The sequence below is a fragment of the Kineococcus auxinigenes genome (assembly GCF_050871525.1).
In the GTDB taxonomy this organism is placed as follows: domain Bacteria; phylum Actinomycetota; class Actinomycetes; order Actinomycetales; family Kineococcaceae; genus Kineococcus.
The window spans coordinates 1-19,623 of record NZ_JBKBCT010000071.1 but is presented as its reverse complement, the minus strand read 5'-3'; the positions used below and the strand labels follow the sequence as shown (position 1 = coordinate 19,623).

The 19,623-nt window shown below is 76.2% G+C and carries 16 protein-coding genes; 7 read left to right on the top strand and 9 right to left on the bottom strand.

Annotation, left to right across the window (positions count from 1 at the left end; translation table 11 throughout):
* Window positions 1-181: 181 nt before the first annotated feature.
* The 5 genes from rsmG (at window position 182) to ACRYR9_RS16260 (ending at window position 5,671) form a co-directional block, all read left to right on the top strand.
* A complete protein-coding gene (gene rsmG, locus ACRYR9_RS16280) occupies window positions 182-874 on the top strand; it encodes a 16S rRNA (guanine(527)-N(7))-methyltransferase RsmG (protein ID WP_432494864.1) in 693 nt (230 codons plus the stop codon).
* Window positions 875-1,251: 377 nt separating this feature from the next.
* Entirely contained in the window at window positions 1,252-2,214 is a 963-nt protein-coding gene (locus ACRYR9_RS16275) for a ParA family protein (RefSeq protein WP_432494862.1), read from the top strand.
* On the top strand, window positions 2,211-3,473 hold the full coding sequence (locus tag ACRYR9_RS16270; protein WP_432494860.1) for a ParB/RepB/Spo0J family partition protein: 1,263 nt from the start codon (window positions 2,211-2,213) through the stop codon (window positions 3,471-3,473). Before ACRYR9_RS16275 ends, ACRYR9_RS16270 begins: the two co-directional genes overlap by 4 nt.
* 141 nt (window positions 3,474-3,614) lie before the next feature.
* The gene (locus tag ACRYR9_RS16265; protein WP_432494858.1) at window positions 3,615-4,277 is read left to right on the top strand and encodes a GNAT family N-acetyltransferase; all 663 of its coding nucleotides are present in this window, start codon (window positions 3,615-3,617) and stop codon (window positions 4,275-4,277) included.
* Window positions 4,278-4,390: 113 nt separating this feature from the next.
* Window positions 4,391-5,671, top strand: coding sequence for a PP2C family protein-serine/threonine phosphatase (locus ACRYR9_RS16260; protein ID WP_432494856.1), 1,281 nt, complete (start codon window positions 4,391-4,393; stop codon window positions 5,669-5,671).
* A 90-nt stretch (window positions 5,672-5,761) separates the two neighbouring features.
* On the opposite strand, the gene trxA is transcribed toward ACRYR9_RS16260, so the two are convergent.
* From trxA to ACRYR9_RS16230, 6 genes are all read right to left on the bottom strand, one after another.
* On the bottom strand, window positions 5,762-6,088 hold the full coding sequence (gene trxA, locus ACRYR9_RS16255; RefSeq protein ID WP_242129965.1) for a thioredoxin: 327 nt from the start codon (window positions 6,086-6,088) through the stop codon (window positions 5,762-5,764).
* Window positions 6,089-6,120: 32 nt separating this feature from the next.
* A complete protein-coding gene (gene trxB / locus ACRYR9_RS16250) occupies window positions 6,121-7,161 on the bottom strand; it encodes a thioredoxin-disulfide reductase (protein ID WP_432494854.1) in 1,041 nt (346 codons plus the stop codon).
* Window positions 7,162-7,272: 111 nt separating this feature from the next.
* Window positions 7,273-8,118 (bottom strand): hypothetical protein, encoded by an 846-nt coding sequence (locus ACRYR9_RS16245; protein WP_432494852.1) that lies wholly within the window; start codon window positions 8,116-8,118, stop codon window positions 7,273-7,275.
* Between the two features lie 67 nt (window positions 8,119-8,185).
* A complete protein-coding gene (gene sigM, locus ACRYR9_RS16240; RefSeq protein WP_432494850.1) occupies window positions 8,186-8,782 on the bottom strand; it encodes an RNA polymerase sigma factor SigM in 597 nt (198 codons plus the stop codon).
* Entirely contained in the window at window positions 8,779-10,335 is a 1,557-nt protein-coding gene (locus ACRYR9_RS16235; RefSeq protein ID WP_432494848.1) for a protein kinase family protein, read from the bottom strand. Before ACRYR9_RS16235 ends, sigM begins: the two co-directional genes overlap by 4 nt.
* Window positions 10,336-10,453: 118 nt before the next feature.
* Window positions 10,454-11,692, bottom strand: coding sequence for a C40 family peptidase (locus ACRYR9_RS16230; RefSeq protein WP_432494846.1), 1,239 nt, complete (start codon window positions 11,690-11,692; stop codon window positions 10,454-10,456).
* A gap of 91 nt (window positions 11,693-11,783) precedes the next feature.
* On the opposite strand from ACRYR9_RS16230, the gene murJ reads away from it, so the two are divergent.
* Window positions 11,784-13,469 (top strand): murein biosynthesis integral membrane protein MurJ, encoded by a 1,686-nt coding sequence (gene murJ, locus ACRYR9_RS16225; protein WP_432494844.1) that lies wholly within the window; start codon window positions 11,784-11,786, stop codon window positions 13,467-13,469.
* Here the strand turns inward: murJ and ACRYR9_RS16220 are convergent.
* Both ACRYR9_RS16220 and ACRYR9_RS16215 read right to left on the bottom strand, forming a co-directional pair.
* On the bottom strand, window positions 13,446-15,743 hold the full coding sequence (locus ACRYR9_RS16220) for a DUF6049 family protein (RefSeq protein WP_432494842.1): 2,298 nt from the start codon (window positions 15,741-15,743) through the stop codon (window positions 13,446-13,448). The two genes, murJ and ACRYR9_RS16220, sit on opposite strands and share 24 nt — an antisense overlap.
* The gene (locus ACRYR9_RS16215) at window positions 15,740-16,216 is read right to left on the bottom strand and encodes an NUDIX hydrolase (protein WP_432494840.1); all 477 of its coding nucleotides are present in this window, start codon (window positions 16,214-16,216) and stop codon (window positions 15,740-15,742) included. Before ACRYR9_RS16215 ends, ACRYR9_RS16220 begins: the two co-directional genes overlap by 4 nt.
* Before the next feature lie 146 nt (window positions 16,217-16,362).
* On the opposite strand from ACRYR9_RS16215, the gene ACRYR9_RS16210 reads away from it, so the two are divergent.
* Window positions 16,363-17,790 carry a CCA tRNA nucleotidyltransferase gene (locus ACRYR9_RS16210; RefSeq protein ID WP_432494910.1) on the top strand — a complete coding sequence of 476 codons (1,428 nt, stop codon included), beginning with the start codon at window positions 16,363-16,365 and terminating at the stop codon, window positions 17,788-17,790.
* An 80-nt stretch (window positions 17,791-17,870) separates the two neighbouring features.
* Here the strand turns inward: ACRYR9_RS16210 and ACRYR9_RS16205 are convergent, their stop codons facing one another.
* Window positions 17,871-19,349 (bottom strand): diguanylate cyclase domain-containing protein, encoded by a 1,479-nt coding sequence (locus tag ACRYR9_RS16205; RefSeq protein WP_432509666.1) that lies wholly within the window; start codon window positions 19,347-19,349, stop codon window positions 17,871-17,873.
* Between the last annotated feature and the right edge of the window lie 274 nt (window positions 19,350-19,623).

Sequence of the window (19,623 nt, the reverse complement as noted above, 5' to 3'; positions counted from 1 at the left end):
TGCCGAACGCGCTGACGGTGCTGCGGCTGCTGCTCGTGCCGCTGTTCGTGTGGTTCCTGGCGGAGGACGGCGGGGAGGACTGGCGCTGGCGGCTGGCCGGGGGGGGGGGGGGGGGGGGGGGGCGCGCCCCCCCCCCCCCCCCCCCCCCCCCCCCTCCGTCGTTCCCCCGACCGCTGCGGACGTGTTCGGCGACCAGCTGAGCGCGGCGACCGCCTACTACGAGTTCCTCGCCACAGCCGGGGTGGAGCGTGGTCTCATCGGCCCGCGCGAGGTTCCTCGCCTGTGGGACCGGCATCTGCTCAACTGCGCGTACCTCGGCGACCTCATCGAGGAGGGCAAGACCGTCGTGGACGTCGGCTCGGGAGCGGGCCTGCCGGGCATCGCGCTCGCGCTGGCCCGTCCCGACCTGCAGGTGCAGCTCATCGAACCCCTGGAGCGCCGCTACACGTTCCTGCGGGAAGCGATCAGCCGAACCTCCCTCGGTGATCGTGTCGCCGTCGCTCGGGGGCGCGCGGAGGACGTCGCGGGTGAGTTCTCCGGCGACGTGGTGACGGCGCGGGCCGTCGCCCCTCTGGCGACCCTCTACGGCTGGACCCTCCCGCTGTGCCGGCAGGGCGGGTACCTGCTGGCCATCAAGGGCCGCAGTGCGGCGGAGGAGGTCGCTGCCGCTTCCACGGTCCTGGCGGAGCTCGGCATCGACAGCACACCGGAGGTCGTGCACTGCGGGCCCGCCGGGGACGAGGGCACCACGGTCGTCCGGGTCGCGCGAGGCGGGGGTCCGTTGCGTCGGCGTCCAGTGCAGTCCGGGCCCCGCCCGTCTCCCGGCAATCGGCGTCAGCGGACGTCGCGAACCCCTGGAAGGAAGAAGGCGTGACGCACTTGGGATGGTTCGGGACGCTGCGATCGGCGTCGTCGCGAGGGCTCGGCTGGCTGGGACGTGACGACGAGGCGTCCGCGCCCGACGTTCCACGTGAAACCACTGATGTTCCACGTGAAACCACGCCGGAAGCAGTGGAGGGAGCGCCGGTGCCCGGGGCTCCAGCGGTCCTCGAGATCCCTCCTGCCGCACCTGAGGAGGCCGACGCGGTTGCCTCGGCCCCCTCGGTGCTCGCTGAGGAAGCGATCGCCCTCGACGGTGACGTTTCACGTGAAACGGACGGTGGCGAACCGGTGGGGGTGCTGCTCGACGCGCCGGAGGGGGCGGACGACTTCGCAGCCCCCCTCGCCTCCCCGCCCGTTTCACGTGAAACGGTGCGCCCACTCCTCCAGGAACGGTTTCCCCGCCCTGCGGAGACGCGCATCCTCACCATCGCGAACCAGAAGGGCGGGGTCGGCAAGACGACGACGGCGGTCAACCTGGCCTCGGCCCTGTCCGCCGCCGGCCTGAAGGTGCTCGTGCTCGACCTCGACCCGCAGGGCAACGCCTCCACGGCCCTGGGCATCGAGCACCACGCGGAAGTGCCCGGCGTCTACGAGGTCCTCGTGGAGGGCAAGGCGCTGGCCGAGGTGGTCCAGCGCTGCGACGAGGCCCCCGACCTGTGGTGCGCGCCCGCGACCGTGGACCTCGCCGGCGCGGAGATCGAGCTCGTGTCCATGGTGGCGCGGGAATCCCGTCTGCAGCGAGCGCTGACCAAGTACCTCAAGACGCTCGAGCGCAGCGGCGAGGGTCGGGTGGACTTCGTCCTCATCGACTGCCCGCCCAGCCTGGGCCTGCTCACCATCAACGCGTTCGTGGCCGCACCCGAGGTGCTCATCCCCATCCAGTGCGAGTACTACGCGCTCGAGGGCCTGAGCCAGCTGCTGGCGAACATCGAGCTGATCCAGGAACACCTGAACCCGGATCTGACGGTCTCCACGATCCTGCTCACCATGTACGACGGCCGCACGCGGCTCGCGGCACAGGTCGTGGACGAGGTGCGCCAGCACTTCGGCGGGCAGGTGCTGCGGGCCCTCGTGCCGCGCTCGGTGCGCATCTCGGAGGCGCCCAGCCACGGCCAGACGGTCATGACGTACGACCCGTCGTCCTCCGGAGCGCTGGCGTACCTGGAAGCCGCCCGGGAGATCGCCCACCGCGGCGAGACGCTGGACGGTGCGCCGGGCGGGGAGCAGAGTGTCGCGGTCGTCGCGCCACCGCCGGCGAGCGACCCGTGGTCGCGGTGGACGGACGGAACGGGTAGCCGGCGCGGTGTCGCGTCGAAGGAGGGTGGAGCGTGAGCGAGAAGCGGCGCGGGCTCGGACGTGGTCTGGGCGCGCTCATCCCCAACGGTGCGACCGCACCGTCGGCGGCCCGGGGCGGGGCGGCAGCACCGCCGCCGGTGATGCGCCCCGGCGCGCGGCCGGTGGACCTCTTCTTCGACCAGACGACCGCGCGGCTGCCGCGTCCGGCCGAGGAGCCCGTCGAGCCGGCCGCACCTGTCGAGCAGGAGACGGCGGTGGACGGCGCCGGGAAGGCGCTTGGAGACGACGGGGCGGCGCCCGGCGACGCCCCGTCGCCGGACGAGGTGATCGGCCCGGACCAGGACCCCTCCGCGGCGCCGGTGGACCCGCCCGTCGACGACCCGGCGGACCCGGCACCCGCCAGCACCTCGGACGACTCGACGGAGGGCTCGCGCACGGAGGACCCGCCCCGGGAGGACTCCCTGGACGGCCTGCTCCCCGTGCCGGGGGCCCGCTTCGCCGAGGTGCCGATCGGTGCCATCACGGCGAACCCGCGCCAGCCCCGCACCGTCTTCGACGAGGACGAGCTGGCCGAGCTGGTGCACTCCATCAGCGAGATCGGTGTCCTCCAGCCGATCGTGGTGCGGCCGATCGAGGCCGCGGGCGACGGCTCGCCGCGCTTCGAGCTCGTCATGGGCGAGCGGCGCTGGCGGGCGGCCACCGAAGCCGGGCTCAGCGCGATCCCGGCGATCGTCCGCGACACCGCCGACGACGACCTGCTGCGCGACGCCCTGCTGGAGAACCTGCACCGCAGCCAGCTCAACCCGCTGGAGGAGGCTGCGGCCTACCAGCAGCTGCTGGAGGACTTCGGCTGCACCCACGAAGAGCTGGCCTCCCGCATCGGGCGCTCCCGCCCCCAGATCAGCAACACGCTGCGCTTGATGAAGCTGCCCCCGCTCGTGCAGCGGCGCGTCGCCGCCGGCGTGCTGAGCGCGGGGCACGCCCGGGCGCTGCTGGCCCTGGAGGACGGCGGTGCCATGGAGCGCCTCGCCCAGCGCATCGTCGCGGAGGGGCTGTCCGTGCGCGCCGTGGAGGAGGTCATCGCCGTGGGCGACGCCGACGCCGCGCCGCGCCGGCGCAACCCCGCCGAGCCGCGCCCGGAGTTCGAAGCCCGTGCCGCCCAGCTCGCCGACCGGCTGGACACCCGCGTCCGCATCAGCGCGGGACGCACGCGGGGGCGCCTCACGGTCGATTTCGCGGGCCTGGAGGACCTGGACCGCATCCTGCGGCTGCTGGGAGCCCCCAGGACGTCCTGAGGCCCCTGCAGGGGCGGGGAGGCGCGGTGCCGACCCCGTCCCGTTCGCCCGGTCCCGCCCGGCGCGACGTGCTCGTCGCGCCGGGCGGAGCCGCCACCTAGGATGCCCAGGACGCACAGGAAGACGGAGGGGGTCGCCCCGGTGGGTCGCCGCATGGCGCCGTTGACGCTCGACACGGTCGCCGACCTGCCGAAGGCGGCGCGCCGGTGCGTGTTCTGGGAGCTGGACGCCGTGGCGGCCCAGCGCGCCGCGGAGGCCGGCTACCCGGACTTCGAGAAGGAGGCGTGGATCTCCTCGGTCCTGCTGCAGTGGGGCCCGTGCGGTCGTCTCGTGCACGTCGACGAGCAGGCAGCCGGGTTCGTGATGTACGCGCCCCCGGCCTACGTGCCCCGGCAGGCGGGTTTCGCGACGTCCCCGGTGAGCGGGGACGCGGTGCTGCTGACGACGGGCTGGATCGATCCGGCGTTCCGCAAGCAGGGTCTGGCGCGCATGCTGCTGCAGGGCGCGGCCAAGGACCTCACCCAGCGCGGCGCCAAGGCCGTGGAGGCGTTCGGCGGCACCCACCTCGTGCCGGGCGGCGACGGCAACGAGGACTGCGCGCACGACACGTCCGAGCCGTGCGTGCTGCCCGTGCACCTGCTCGAGTCGGTGGGCTTCACCGTGGTGCGCCCGCACCACCGCTACCCGCGGCTGCGCCTGGAGCTGAAGAACGCCATCAGCTGGCGCGAGGACGTCGAGGCGGCGCTGGAGCGGCTGCTGGGCAGCGTGCGGGTGCCGGTGCTCAGCGGGGTCGCGCACGGCTGAGCGGGAAGGGGCGCGGTGCCGCGGCAGCACCGTGCCGGGGACGCTGCCACCGGGCCTCGCGGGCGAAACCGTCAGAACCCGTTCCGGGCCGCGGTGGCATACCGTCGCTGACCATGGCACCGAACGAGGACTCGCGGACGCTGGCCGTGCTGCGTGTGCTCCTGGACCGCACCCACCTGGCCACCCCCGGCCAGGTGCCCGACGCGGTGCAGCAGGCGGTGGGCGAGCTGGGCTGGGGCGCGGTGATCCACCTCGTCGACCACGAGCAGCGCCAGCTGGTGCCCGCACCGGTGGCCGGTGCGCCCCACCGGGTGCCGCAGGCGGTCGAGACCACCCTGGCCGGCCGGTGCTTCCGCGCGGTGGAGCCGGTGCGCTCCACCTCCGGGCAGCCGGGGATCTGGCTCCCCCTGCTGGACGGGGTGGACCGCCTCGGCGTCCTGGAGCTCACGGTGCCCGAGGGCACCGACATGGACACGGAGGTCTTCGCCGAGCGGTGCGAGCTGTTCGCCCACCTGGCCGGTCACCTGGTGGTGGCCAAGGCCCCCTACGGCGAGGGCCTGACGCGCCTGCGTGACCAGCGCCCGCGCTCGGTGGCCTCGGAACTGCTGTGGCGACTGCTGCCACCGCTGACCTTCGGCTGCGAGGGCCTGGTGGTCTCCGGGCTGCTGGAGCCCTGCTACGAGGTGGCCGCCGACGCCTTCGACTACAGCGTCCTGGACGAGGTCGCGCACCTGGCCGTCTTCGACGCCACCGGCCACGACCTGCCCGGGACCTTGCTGGCCGCGGTGGCGCTGGCGGCCTACCGCACCAGCCGCCGCGCCGAGCAGGGTCTGCACGAGTGCGCCCGCACCCTGGACGAGCACATCGCCGTCCAAGGCGGCGTCGAGCGCTTCGTCACGGGAGTGCTCAGCGAGCTGGACCTGCGCACGGGGCGACTGCGCTACCTCAACGCCGGGCACTCAGCCCCACTGCTCATGCGGGCCGGCAAGGTCGTCAAGGAGCTGACCGGCGGGCACCGGATCATGTTCGGCCTGGGCGAGGGTGAGGTCACCGTCGGCGAGGAGTGGCTGGAGCCCGAGGACTGGGTCGTCTTCTGCACCGACGGCATCACCGAGGCCCGCAGCCCCGACGGCACCTTCTTCGGCCTCGAGGGGCTGATCGACCACTTGGAGCGGGCAGCGGCTGCGGGTCAGCCCACCCCGGAGACGGTGCGCCGCATCGTCCACGACGTCCTGGAGCACCAGAACGGCCTCCTGCAGGACGACGCCACCCTGCTCATCGCCCAGTGGGCCAGCGGCAAGGAGCAGGAGATCGCCAGCTTGAACCCCGGCCTCGTCGAGCCGCAGGACCTCTCGCCCACCCACGGGCACGGGGAGGACGCACCCCGCCGTTGACACCGGCACCACCCACCCGCACGGTCGCCGCACGCACCGGGCCCCGGCACCGCGATGCGGTACCGGGGCCCGGTGGGGGAGCGGGGGACGTCAGCCGATGACGTCGGACAGCTCGGCGAGGATGTCCGGCTTCGGGCGGGCGCCGAGGATGCTCTTGACGACCTCGCCGCCGGAGTAGACGTTCATCAGCGGGATGGACGTCACGCCGTACTTCGCGGCGGTGCGGGGGTTCTCGTCGGTGTTGAGCTTCACGATGGTGATCTTGTCGCCGTGCTCGGCGGCGATCTCCTCCAGCACCGGGGCGACCCGGCGGCACGGGCCGCACCACGGCGCCCAGAAGTCCACCAGCACGGGCTTGTCGGAGTTCAGGACCTCGGCCTCGAAGGTGTCGTCGGTGACGGCGGTGGTGGCGCTCACGGGGAGCCTCCTCGTTCTCGCAGGGGTGGGGGTCAGCGCACGCGCGGCTGCGGGCGCTCGACGGTGCCGGCGGACGCCGCGACCGGCACCTCGGTCTCCTCGCGGGGCGGGTCGACGTGCTGCTCGACGTCGCCGCGGGCCGCGAGGTACCGCTCGGCGTCCAGGGCGGCGGAGCAGCCCATGCCAGCGGCGGTGATGGCCTGCATGTAGGTGTGGTCCACGACGTCGCCGGCGGCGAACACGCCCGGCACGTTCGTCCGGGTGCTGCGGCCCTCGACGAGCACGAAGCCGTTCTCGTCGAGGTCGACCTGGCCCTTGACGAGCGCGGTGCGCGGCTCGTGGCCGATGGCGATGAACAGGCCGGTGGCCGCCAGTTCGCGCTCGGCACCGGTGACGGTGTCGCGCAGCGTCAGGCCGCTGACCTTGTCCTCGCCGTGGATCGCGGCGACCTCGGAGTTCCACGCGAAGCGGATCTTGGGGTCCTCGTGGGCGCGGCGGGCCATGATCTTCGAGGCGCGCAGCTCGTCGCGGCGGTGCACGATCGTCACGCTGCGGGCGAAGCGGGTCAGGAAGGTGGCCTCCTCCACGGCGGAGTCCCCGCCGCCGACGACCACGATGTCCTGGTCGCGGAAGAAGAAGCCGTCGCAGGTGGCGCACCAGCTGACGCCGCGCCCGGACAGGCGCTTCTCGTCGGGCAGGCCGAGCTCGCGGTACGCCGAGCCCAGGGCGAGGACCACGGCGTGGGCTCGGAACGTCTGCCCACCACCGGTGACGACCTCCTTGACCTCGCCGGACAGGCGCACGTCCACCACGTCGTCGGTGACCAGCTCCGCGCCGAAGCGCTCCGCCTGGGCGCGCATGTTGTCCATGAGGTCCGGCCCCATGACCCCCTCGGGGAAGCCGGGGAAGTTGTCGACCTCGGTGGTGTTCATCAGCGCGCCACCGGCGGTGACGGAACCCTCGAAGACCAGGGGCGCCAGCTCGGCGCGCGCCGCGTACAGGGCCGCGGTGTACCCGGCCGGACCGGAACCGATGACGATGACGTTGCGGACGACGTCCACCGAGGGGCTCACGGGGGAACCTGCTTCCTTCGATCCGGGGCGCGACCGGGACGCCGGTCGCGTGCTGGCCTCAACCGATCGTAGGGCGGGGCTGTTCCCCCGCGCGTCCCCCTCCCCGGGGGCTCAGGGCGTGTCCCCGGCGGGCTGCGCGGGCAGCTCCACGCGGTTCAGGGGTTCGTCACCGGGCGTGCAGTCGAGGGCGACCACGAGGACCTGCCCGGCCTCGCCCGCCGCGGGCCGCTCCACCACGAGGGCGGCGGGTTCCGAGCGCCACGCGGCGATCTGCACGGCGGCGACCGAGGCGGCGTCCACCCCGGCGGCCCGCGCGCACGCCAGGGCCTGCTCGGCGGCGGGGCGCTGCGCCTCGTCCGGGGTGCCGGTCAGCGGCACCGCCGACGCCTTGAGGTCGCGCTCGGCGTCGACGCCGGGCAGCGCGTCGGGAGCCGGCTGCCCGGCCCCGGACCCGTCGGTGGGGCCGGTGCCCGTGCCGCCGTCGGCCGGTGCCGCCAGCAGGGACGCGCCCGCGGCGGCGACGGCCGCGTCGGCGGCGTAGTCGGTGCCGCTGCGCAGCACGGGCACGGTGGCCCCCGTGCCCGCGGCCTCCGCGGCGGCGCTGCCGGTGTCGGCGGCACCGCCCGCGGACGTGCTGGCGCTCTCACCGGTGCCCGTGTCCAGCTGCGCCGCCACGCCGACCCCGACGGCGACCACCCCGGCGGCGGCGCCCGCCGCGAGGGCGCGGCGCCAGCGCAGCCCGCGCGAGCGGCGGTGCCCGTCCAGCGAGGCGACCCGGGCGCCCGGGGCGTGCGCGTCCTGCTCGTCGCGGGCGCGGGCCAGCGCTGCGTCGACGCGGGCGACCACGTCGGCGGGTATCGGGCCGGCGGTGCCCGCCGCGGCGCGCAGCAGCTCGCGCACGCGCGCCTCCTCCGGCGGCAGCGGCTCGCCGCCCACCGGGTCCCCGGACCCCGTCACCCCGCACCTCCCGGACGTTCCCCCACCGGCCCGTGGACCGGGCCCCCGCTGTGACGCGCGGCGGCCCTCACGGGTTCCCGCCCGGCGCCGCGCCGCGCAGCAGCGCCGCCAGCGCGGTGCGCCCGCGCGAGCAGCGCGACTTCACCGTGCCGACGGCGACGTCGAGGACCTGCGCGGCCTCGGCCACCGGCACGTCGTACATGTCGACCAGGACCAGCGCGGTGCGCTGCGCCTCCGGCAGCCGGGCCAGGGCCCGCGTCACGTCCAGGCGCGCCTCCACGGCGCCGGTGCCGTCCGCGGACACGGCGAGGGCGGCGCCGGTGCGGGCGGAGCCGCCGTCCGGGCCGGTCTCCTCCTCCAGCGGCCGGGCGGGGCGGGCGGCGCGGCGGCGGGCGCGGTCCAGGCAGGCGTTGACGACGATGCGGTGCAGCCACGTGGTGACCGCGGAGTCGCCGCGGAAGCGGCCGGCGCCCCGCAGCGCGGACACCAGGGCGTCCTGCACGGCGTCGGCGGCCTCCTCGCGGTCGCCCGTGGTGCGCAGCGCCACCGCCCACAGCCGGTCGCGGTGGCGGCGCACGACCTCCCCGAACGCGTCGGGGTCGCCGGCGACGTGGGCGGCGATCAGCTCGGCGTCCGTGCGCGGGTCGCGCGGTGCCTCGCTCACGGCGCCGCGGGCGTCCCCAGCACCTGCACGTCGCCGACGGAGACCCGGAACTCCCCGTCGGTGGTGGGCGCCTGCGTGAACCACAGCAGCAGCTGCCCGGCGCGCACCGGCTCCGGCGGGGCGAGGGTCTGCGCGCCGCCGACGGGGGCCTGCGCCACGACCGTGGAACCCGCCAGGGGGTCCTCCCCGCCCGGGGTGGTGCGCAGCTCCACGGTGCCGCCCTCGCCGCCGGCGGTGAGCTGCACGGACGTGACGTCCACCTCGGCGCCGAGGTCCAGCAGCAGCCCCACGCCGTCCTTGAGGCCGCCGAAGTCCGCGGTGTCGTAGCGCTCGCTGTCCCAGGCGGTGGCCGGGTCGCCGTCGGTGACCCGCTCGGGGGCGGTGCCCTCCTCGCCGTCGCCGAGGGGGTCCACCGCGGTGACCGACGCCACCGGCAGCGGTGCGGGAGTCGCCGGCGGCGCAGGCGGGGCGGGAGCGGGGGCGCTCGTCGCGGCGGGGGGAGGGGTGGCGGTGGAGGTGGCCACGGCGGTCGTCGCGGGCTCGTCGCCGTCCGGGCTCAGCCCGCGCAGCTGCCACAGCGCCACGACGAGACCGGCCAGCACCACCCCGGCCACCAGCGCGATCACCAGGCGGGAGTCCTCCCGCTGCGGGCGCGCCGTGGAGCGCGGCCGCGTGAACGGCACCGGCGGCTCCTCGTCGGGCACCACCTCGTCGCGGTTGAGCAGCCGGCCGCGGAACTCCGCCTCCGCCAGCTCGCCGCGCATCCGGCGCAGGGCGCCGTCCAGGTCGTCCAGCGACCACGGCGCCAGCTGCAGGGCCAGCTCCGCCGGCTCGCGCGGGCCGTCCTGGTGCGGGCCGAACGTCACCGCGCACAGGGTGTCCAGGTCGTTGGGGGCGTCCGGCCGCAGCTCCTTCGGCGGCACCGGGGCACCGTCGACGGCGGGCGCCGGCGGCAGCCCGGGAGCCGCGGGCAGCTCCTCCACCACCGGCCAGGTCCCGGTCAGGCCGGCGTGCACGAGCGCGACGAGGCCGACGGCGTCGGCGCGGTTGGCCAGCGCCGCCGCACGGCTGGGGGACACCGCCGGCGGGTCCTCCTCCAGCGCGGCCTCCACGCCCACGCCGAGCACCCGCACCACCGCGTCGGGGCCCAGGACCACGGACTCCGGCGTCAGGCGGGTGTGGTGCAGGCCGCGGCGGGCGGCGGTGTCCAGCGCGGACGCGGCCTCCCCCACGAGCCCGCGCACGGCGGCCGGGCTCAGCGTGCCCTCGCGCAGCAGGTCGCCCATCGTCCAGCCCTGGACGGCTTCCTCCACCACGAACGCCAGGGCCCGCCGTTCCCCCGAGGCCGCCTCGTGCAGGTCGGTGCCGGCGTCCAGGACGCGCGGGAGGTGCGGGTCGGCGAGGGTCGCGGCGCGGCGGCCGGCGTCGAGGAACTCCGCGGCGCGCGGGTCGCCGGCGTCCAGGGTGCGCACCCGCACCCACCGGTCCAGCGTGGTGTCCCAACCGAGGTGGTCGGTGCTGGGCGAGGTGGCGGGCAGCTCGCGGTGCAGCACGTACCGGTCCGCGATGCTGCTGCGGCCGACGCCGTCCAGTGTTCCCCCCGGGTCCTGGGCGCACCACGCGTGCGCCGGCGGGCCCGCGAGTGCGGGCCAGGACCCATGCTAGGGCGGCTCAGCCCGCCGTCGGGCGGACCGCGCCGTAGAGGCCCGGCATGGCGACGCCTGCCTCGCGCACGACGTCGCCGGTGTGCGGGGCGTGCAGCACCCGGCCGCCGCCCAGGTACAGGGCGACGTGGTGGATGCTCGAGGGGGAGGCGCCGCTGGCGTAGAAGACGAGGTCGCCGGGCAGCAGCGCGTCCAGCGGCACCTTCGGCAGCGCGGCGTACTGCTGGCGCGAGGTGCGGGGGATCGCGGTGCCGGCCTGCCGGTAGGCCCACTGCGTCAGGCCGGAGCAGTCGAAGCTGCCGGGGCCGGTGGCGCCCCACACGTAGGGCAGGCCCAGGCGGGTGCGGGCGGCGGTGGTGGCGTCCTGCGCCGCGTCGCCGGTGGTGGCCCCGGTGGTGACGGCGTCGGCGACCCGGGTGCTCGTGCGCGCCGTGGTGGCGCCCGCGGTGCCGGCGTCGGCGACGCCGGCGCGCGCGGCGGTGGCCGCCGCGGTGGCCAGCGCCGCCGCGCGGGCCCGCTCCTCCTCGGCGGCCACGGTGCTGACGACGGCCGCGTCGGCGTCGGCGAGGAGGCGCTCCTGCTCGGCGAGCGCGGCCTGCACGCGGTCGCGGGCCGCGGCGGCGGCGGTCTGCGCGGTGCTCTTGGCGGCGCGCACCCGCTCCAGGCGGTCGGCGGCCTCGGCGGCGGCGGTCCCGGCGGCGTCCGCCCCGGCGACGGCGGTGACGTCGGCGGAGCGGGCGGCGCGCGCGGCGCGGTCGGCGACGGCCGCGACGTGCAGGCCGTCGAGGGAGCCGGTGGCCAGCGCGCCGGAGACCCGCCGGGCCAGGCCCAGCTGCCCGGCGCCGCCGTCGACGTACAGCGAGCGCACCCGCCGGACGGCGTCCGCGGCGGTGCTGCTGCGGGTGCCGGTGGCGCGGTCCAGGGCGCTCTGCGCGACCACCTCGTCGTGGACGGCCGCGCGCACCTCCTCCACGGCGGTGCCGTACTCCTCGGTGGCCACGGACGCGTCCAGCCGCAGCGCCGCCACCCGCTCGCGCAGCCGGGCGGCCCGCTCGCGCAGCACGGCGCTGCTCGTGGCGCTGCTCGTGACGGTGCTCGTGGCGGTGGCGGTGGCGGTGGCGGTGGGGGAGGGGGCGGACGGTTCGGCGGCCGCGGTCAGCGGGGCGCACGGCAGCAGCAGCGCCGCACCCAGCAGCACCGCGGCGCCCCGGCGCACCCGCCCGTCCCCGCCCCACGCACCTCGCACACCGGGTGCATCGGCTCCGCGGAGGGCGGGCTGGACCGCCCGGACGGGTGGTGCGTGCCCGGTCGGCCCGCGCATCGGCGACCATCGGGGCGTGAGCACGACACGCCGCCCGGCGCCCGCCGCCCCCTCCGACCCCCCGGCGCAGGACGCGTCGCTGGCCCGTTCCAGCGCCCTCATGGCGTCCGGGACGCTGGTCTCGCGGCTGCTGGGGTTCGTGCGCACGGCGGTGCAGGGCGCGGTCCTGGGCGTGAGCACGCAGGTCGGCGCGCAGACGTTCGACGTGGCGAACAAGGCGCCCAACGTCTTCTACATGCTGCTGGCCGGGGGCGTGCTCAACGCGGTGCTGGTGCCGCAGATCGTGCGGGCGCTGAAGCGCCCCGACGGCGGCGAGGACTACGTCAACCGGCTCGTCACGCTGGCCCTGGCCGTCATGGCGGGCGCCACGGTGCTGCTGACGCTGGCCGCGCCGCTCGTGGTGCGCGCGTACGCGCTGTCGTGGTCGCCGGAGTGGACGGCGCTGGCCACGCTCATGGCGTTCTGGTGCCTGCCGCAGGTCTTCTTCTACGGCCTGTACACGGTGCTGGGGCAGGTGCTCAACGCCAAGGGCAGCTTCGGGCCGTACATGTGGGCGCCGGTGGTCAACAACGTCGTCGCGATCGCCTCGCTGCTCGTGTTCGCGCTCGTCGCCCCGGACGCGAAGGAGTGGGCGGCCGGGGAGTTCGACGCCGTCTCCATCGCCGTGCTCGCCGGTGGCGCCACCCTCGGCATCGTCGCGCAGGCGCTGGTGCTGCTGTGGCCGCTGCACCGCTCCGGCTTCCGCTACCGGCCGCGCTGGGGCGTGCGGGGCTCCGGCCTGGGCACCGCCGGCCGCGTCGCCGGCTGGACGTTCGCGGGCGTCGTGGTGGGCCAGCTGGTGTTCGTGCTCACCACGCAGATCGCGACGGCCGCCGGCGAGTACCTGACGGTGAACGACCTGGAGGGCGCCACCAACGCCACCTACACGCCCGCCTACCTGCTGTTCATGCTGCCGCACTCCCTGGTGGCGGTCTCGCTGGTCACGGCGCTGTTCACCCGGATCAGCTCCTCCGCCGCGAGCGGCGACACCGCGGCCGTGCGGCGCGACTTCTCCTCCGGCGCGCGCACCGTCCTGGTCGCCGGGGTGCTCGCCACCGCCGCGCTCGTCGCGCTGGGCCCGTGGGTCGGCGTCGCCCTGTTCGGCGAGGACGGCTTCTTCGTCGGCCGGGTGGCCGCCGCGATGGCCCTCGGGCTCGTGCCGTTCAGCACCACGTACCTGGTGCAGCGCGTGTTCTACGCCTACGAGGACGCCCGCACCCCGTTCACCGTCTCCGCCGTCGTCGCGGCCGTCATGGCCGCCGGGGACCTCGCCTGCTGGCTGCTGCTGCCACCGCGGTGGACGGTCTTGGGGATCGCGCTGGCGATGAGCCTGTCCAACGTCGTCGGCGCGGTGCTGGGACTGGTGCTGCTGCGCCGCCGGCTGCGCTCCCTGGACGGCCGCGGCATCGACGGCCACCGCGTGCTGCGCACCCTCGTGCGGGCGCTGATCGTCGGCGCGCTCTCCGGCGGTGCCGCGTACGCGCTCGCGGTGCTGCTGGCCCGGCTGGGCGACTCCCGCGCCGTCGCCGTGGTGGTGGTCGTGGTGGGCGGGCTGGTCCTGCTGGGGGTGTTCGTCGCGCTGTGCCGGGTGATGCGGGTGCGCGAGCTGAGCGACCTGGTCGCCCCGCTGCTGCGCCGGCTACCCCTGCCCGGTCGGCGCTGAGGGGCGCTGCCCGTCCCGCTGCCCGGCGGCACCGCCCCCGTCGTGCCCGACGTCGTCCACGTCGGCGTGCGGGGCGGCATCCACCCGGCGCCGCCCGCGCCGCACCGCCCGCACCAGGCCGGTGGCCAGCAGCGCCGCCGCGCCGCCGCCGACGAGGCCGGTCAGCCAGCCCTCCAGGTCGGCGCGCACGTTCACGTCCAGCTCCACGGGCTCACCCAGCAGCAGCCCGTCGGGCGTGCGCAGCTGCGCCTCCACCACGACGCTGCCGTTGGCCAGCGCCCGCACCGGTACGCCCACCCGGAGCTGACCGCGCGCCGGCACCGTCTGCACGGGCACCTGCGTCAGCTGCACCCGGGGGCTGCGCGGGCGCAGCACCAGCTCCACCCGCACCGGCGCGGACAGCTCGTTGACCACGGTGACGGGCAGCTCGGTGCGGGTGGCGGCGAGGTTGAGGACGCTGCCGGGCAGCACGTGCACCGCGCTCAGGAGCGCGGCGACGTCGTCCTGCAGCTCCCGGCGGCTCTCGCGCAGCTCCGGCAGGTGACCCCGCCAGGACGTCGCCAGCAGCATCAGCGCCGAGCGCTGCGCGGCACCGGCGGCGGGGGCCGCGCCCTCCAGGGCGCTGCTCAGCTCCGCGAGCGTGGCCAGTGCGGCGTCCACGGCGGCGACGTGCACCACCGGCAGGACCGCCCGCCGCGACGTCGTCGCCGGCACGGGCAGCTCGCTGCGCTCCACGTCCGGCACCGGGGTGGCCAGCAGGTCCGTCAGCGGTTGCCAGGACGCCCACCCGGAGGTCTCCACCGCGGTGACGAGGCGCTGCACGGCGGCCGGGCGCGGGTCCAGGGTGCGGGGGGCGGTGACGAGGAGGCTGCGCGGGTCGCTGGGCCGCTGCAGCGTGATCGTGGCGACCTCGGCGAGGACCCGCTGCACGAGGGCCGCGGGGCTCCACGCCTCGTCCGTCCCCTCCTCGGCGTCCTCGGCGGCTGCGCCGGCGGTGCGCGCCAGCAGGGCGGACAGGGCGCTGTCGGCGACGAGCACGGCCAGGCCGGCGCCCCCGTCGCCGGTGTCGACCACCGCCCGCCCGGTGGGGGTGTAGGTGAGGTCGTCGCCGGTGGTGAGGGTCTCGTCGTCCAGGACGACGGCGGTGGCTCCCGCCCGCGCGGCCAGGGACAGCGCCTCGGCGTCGGCGGTCTCGTCGGCGGGCCACGCCACACCCGTCAGGACGGTCGCCGCACCGCTCAGGGCCACGGCCACGTCGGCGCCGGCGGCCTGCGCGGTCGTCAGCAGCTCGGCGCCGGCGGGTGCGGCGCTCAGCGAGGCCAGGTCCGGGTCGCCGTGCGGCAGGGCGATCAGGCAGCGTCCCTGCGCGGCGGCGGTGAGCCGCTCGCGCCAGGCGGTCAGGGTCGCGACCACCGCGGCGGGGTCGTCGGTGCCGGCGGGCAGGGACGCGGCCGTCGTCCCGGCGGCGGCCGCGTCCTCGGACGGGGCCGCGGAGAGGTCGGGGAGCGGGTCGGCGGGCTGCTCGGCACCCTCCTCGCCGGTCGCGGCGACGGCGGGCAGGACGGTGGCGAGGACGGCGGGGTCCACCGCCCAGGAGGTGCGGGAGTCGCCGGAGGCCTCCAGCAACCGCCCCAGCCGCCCCTCGACCTCCCCGGCCAGGCCGGCGGCCTCACGGGTCCGGCCCGCCACCAGGGGCAGCAGCAGCGTCAGCAGGGTCGTGCGGACCCCCTCGGGCACGGTGGAGACCAGGAAGGTGCGCACCAGCCCGGCGCGCTCGCCGGAGGCGTCCAGCACCTCCACGGCGGCCGGGTGCGCGCCCTGCCCGGTGCCCAGCTCCGCGGCCGGCAGGGTGAGGACGACCTCGGCCCGCCCACCGGGGGCCAGCGGCCCGGCGGCGACGTCGACGGGCTCGGAGGCGACGGTGGTGCGGCCCAGGGAGGCGTCGGCGCCGGCGCTCTCCCAGCGGTCCAGGGAGTAGCGCGCCACCACGGGGGAGCGCTGCGCGACCAGCTGCGCCCGCAGCCCCTCCAGCGCCTGCTCGCCGTCGTTGACGACGCGGGCGCGCACCGTGACGAGGGAGCGGGCGGGGTCGTCGGCGGCGTACGTGGTGGGGGTGACGTCGAGCACGGCGACCCGCACCGGCAGGGCGTCGTCCTCGGCGGTGGCGGTGGGCGAGGTCGTGGCCGCGCGCGCCGGGGCGGCTCCGGCGAGCGCCGCGGCACCGGCGAGCCCGGTGAGCACGTCGCGGCGGCGCGGGTGGGCGGTGGGGGTCACGCCAGTTCGCCGAGCCGCAGCACCGCCGCCTCCACGGCGCGGCGCTCGTTGGGGAAGGCCAGGCGCGCGTCGAGCTCGCGGAACGGCACCCACGCCACGTCGACGGCCTCGGCGTCGGGGTCGTTCTCGACGGTGAGGTGCCCACCGACGGCCTTGAGCAGGAACAGGTGCACGACCTTGTGGATGCGCCGCCCGTCGGCGGAGAACCAGTAGTCGATGCTGCCGAGGGGTTCCACGACGGCGCCGCGGATGCCGGTCTCCTCCTCGATCTCGCGCACCGCGGTCTCCTCGAGGGTCTCGGTGCCCTCGGGGTGGCCCTTGGGCAGGCACCACTCCAGGCGCCCGGCCCGGTTGAGGCGGCAGATGACCGCGGCGCGCGGCTCGCCGGTGCTGACGTCGACGACGAGCCCGCCGGAGGAGGTCTCCTGCACGGTGGGCAGCCGGCGGCGCGGCTCCCGGGCAGGTCTGACCATCGGCTCACTGTAGCCAGGGAGGTGGTGCACCTCTGGCACCCTTGGACCCCGTGCTGCACCCCGAGGGACACGACGGACCGGACGAGGCGCTGGAGCGCGCGCTGGACGAGGCGCGCGGGCGCGCGGTGCGGGCGCTGGAGCCGGTGATGCCGGTGCTGGTGGACCTGGGCCGGCGCTTCGAGCAGGCCGGTCACGAGCTGTCCCTGGTGGGCGGTCCGGTGCGCGACGCGTTCCTGGGCCGGCGCTCGGCGGACCTGGACTTCACCACGGACGCGCGCCCGGACGACACGGTGGCGATCCTCAAGCGCTGGGGCGACGCGTTCTGGGAGGTGGGCCGCGAGTTCGGCACGATCGGCGCGCGCAAGCGCTCCGGCGGGGTGGACGTCGTGGTGGAGGTGACGACGTACCGCTCGGAGAGCTACGAGGCGGACTCCCGCAAGCCGGAGGTCTCGTACGGCGACGACCTGGTGGGCGACCTGTCGCGGCGCGACTTCACGGTCAACGCGATGGCGCTGCGGCTGCCGTCGCTGGACTTCGCGGACCCGCACGACGGGCTGACGGACCTGGCGGCGGGCGTGCTGCGCACCCCGGTGACGGCCGAGCAGTCCTTCTCCGACGACCCGCTGCGGATGATGCGGGCGGCGCGCTTCGCGGCGCAGCTGCGCCTGCGGGTGGCGCCGGACGTGCTGGCGGCGATGACGGAGATGGCCGGGCGGATCACCATCGTGTCGGCGGAGCGGGTGCGCACGGAGCTGGAGAAGCTGCTGCTGGCGGTGGACCCGGTGGCGGGGCTGCGGCTGCTGGTGGACACGGGCCTGGCCGAGCACGTGCTGCCGGAGCTGCCGGCGCTGAAGCTGGAGATCGACGAGCACCACCGCCACAAGGACGTGTACGAGCACTCGCTGACGGTGCTGCAGCAGGCGATCGACCGCGAGGACGGCCCGGACGGGGAGGTGCCGGGCCCGGACCTGCTGCTGCGCCTGTCAGCGCTGCTGCACGACGTCGGCAAGCCCCGCACGCGCCGCTTCGAGGAGGGCGGTGGCGTGAGCTTCCACCACCACGAGGTGGTGGGCGCGAAGATGGTCGCCAAGCGGCTGAAGGCGCTGCGCTTCGACAACGACACGGTGAAGGCGGCGGCGCGGCTGACGGAGCTGCACCTGCGCTTCCACGGCTACGGCGACGGGGAGTGGACGGACTCGGCGGTGCGCCGCTACGTCACCGACGCCGGGCCGCTGCTGCCGCGCCTGCACAAGCTGACCCGCAGCGACTGCACGACCCGCAACCAGCGCAAGGCGAACCGGCTGGCCGCCGCGTACGACGACCTGGAGGCGCGCATCGCGCGGTTGCGCGAGCAGGAGGAGCTGGACTCCATCCGCCCCGACCTGGACGGCACGGCGATCATGGAGGTGCTGGGGATCGGGCCCTCGCGCACGGTGGGCCGGGCGTACCAGCACCTGCTGGGGCTGCGGATGGAGCGCGGCCCGCTGGGCGAGGAGACGGCCCGCGAGGAGCTGCTGGCGTGGTGGGCGCAGCAGCCGGAGTCCGCGCAGCAGGACGGGCCGCCGCAGCCTTGACCCCGCCCCCAGCCCGCCGTGATCTTGCACTGTTGAGCTCTCAACTCTGCAAGATCACGGCGGGGCGGGGCGGGGCGGGGTCAGGGGGTGAAGACGCGCACCCGGTTCTTGCCGGCGGCCTTGGCCGCGTACATCGCGACGTCGGCGTGCTGCACCACCTGCTCGGCGTCCTCCCCGGGCCGGTGGTGCGCCACCCCGACGCTGGCGCCCACCCGCACCGACCCGCCCGGCACCTGCACCGGCTCGCACAGCGCCTCCACCAGCCGCCCGGCCAGGTCGCTCACGTCGGGGTCGGGCAGGTCGCGCACCAGCACGGCGAACTCGTCGCCGCCCAGGCGCGCGCACAGGTCCCCCGCCCGCACGGCCAGGCGCAGGCGGTGCGCCACCCGGCGCAGCAGCTCGTCACCGGCGGCGTGGCCGTGGACGTCGTTGACGACCTTGAAGTCGTCCAGGTCCACGAACGCGACGCTGAAGCGGGCCCCCGGGTCGGCGGCGGCGCGCTTCAGGGCCCCGGTGAAGGCGGCGCGGTTCGCCAGTCCGGTGAGGGCGTCGGTGCGGGCCTGCTCGGCCAGGGCGCGGTGGGCCTCGCTGTTGCGCAGCGCCAGGGACGACTGGTTCAGGATCGAGCGCAGCGCGGAGACGCCCTCCGCGGCGACGCGGTCGGGGGCGCCGGCCAGCACCCAGCCGCCCGCGAGCCCGGGGTGCGGGATCGCGACCCACCGGCAGGCGCCGGTCGCGAGGGCGTCCAGGTGGGTGGCGCCCAGCGGTCGCGGTTCCCCGCCGGACGGGCCGGTGGGGAACCGCACCCCGGTCAGCACGGGTGGGAGGGGCCCGCGCCAGGCGCCGGCGGAGTGCAGGACGTGGGCGCCGTCGGGTGCGTCGACGACGAGGACGCTGACCAGCCCGGGGGTCGCCGCGCACACGGCCTCCGCGGTGCGGGTGGCTGCGGCGATGACCTCCTCGCGGTCGAGGGTGCCGAGCATGCTCCGGCCGAACTCCGCCAGGGCCGCGTCGCGCCGTTGCGCCTGCTCGCGGGCGAACAGGGCGTTCGAGAGGTGCCGGGCACCGCCCATCGTCGCGTACATCAGCGGCACGCACCCGAGCAGTTCCACGCCCCTGCTGGGTCCGTCGTGGCCGGGGACGGCACCCCACAGCGCCAGGCCGCCGACCATGCCGGCGACCAGCAGCGTGCAGTGCAGCACCGCCCGCCGGGTGCTGCCGTAGACGGCGCGGAACCACAGCCCGGGGAAGGCGACGCCGAGGACCATCGTGGGCGGTGCGGTCAGGGCGACGATCGCGCCGACGAGGAGCGCCTCGGCCAGGTCGGTGGTGGGCGCGGCGCGGCGGGTGACGTAGCGGTGCGCCCACACGAGCGCCAGGAGGCCGGTGACCGCCGCGGCCAGCAGCGCGGCGACCGGCTCGGCCTGGCGCGTGAAGGCCGGGAACGTCAGCGCCGCCGACAGCAGCGCGAGCAGGAAGAACAACCACCGCGTCTGCTCCACGAGCTGCGCGGGTCGCGACCACCACCGCGCGCGCAGCCGGTCTGCTCCAGCCGCCATGAACCCCACCACCTCACCGGGCGGTGCCTGCCGGCCCGTCCACCGCGCGGGGCACCGGCCGCACCGGTGAACGTCCCCGCGGTGTGTCATCGGCCCGTGGAGCGCGCTGCCGCAGCGCCCGTCAGGGTGAGGGCTCAACCGGCTCCACGGGTGAGGGGCGGTCTCGATCGAGTACACCTGGGCGGCCTTCGACTTCACGGTCTTGACGATGTCGTGACGTTCCCTCCCGCGGTGATCTTGCACGATTGAGGGCTCAACCGTGCAAGATCACCAC

Coding starts and splice junctions, on each gene's coding strand:
- ACRYR9_RS16260 (WP_432494856.1), top strand. CDS start 4,391: ATGGCACCGAACGAGGACTCGCGGACGCTGGCCGTGCTGCGTGTGCTC.
- ACRYR9_RS16215 (WP_432494840.1), bottom strand. CDS start 16,216: ATGGTCAGACCTGCCCGGGAGCCGCGCCGCCGGCTGCCCACCGTGCAG.
- ACRYR9_RS16210 (WP_432494910.1), top strand. CDS start 16,363: ATGCCGGTGCTGGTGGACCTGGGCCGGCGCTTCGAGCAGGCCGGTCAC.
- ACRYR9_RS16205 (WP_432509666.1), bottom strand. CDS start 19,349: ATGGCGGCTGGAGCAGACCGGCTGCGCGCGCGGTGGTGGTCGCGACCC.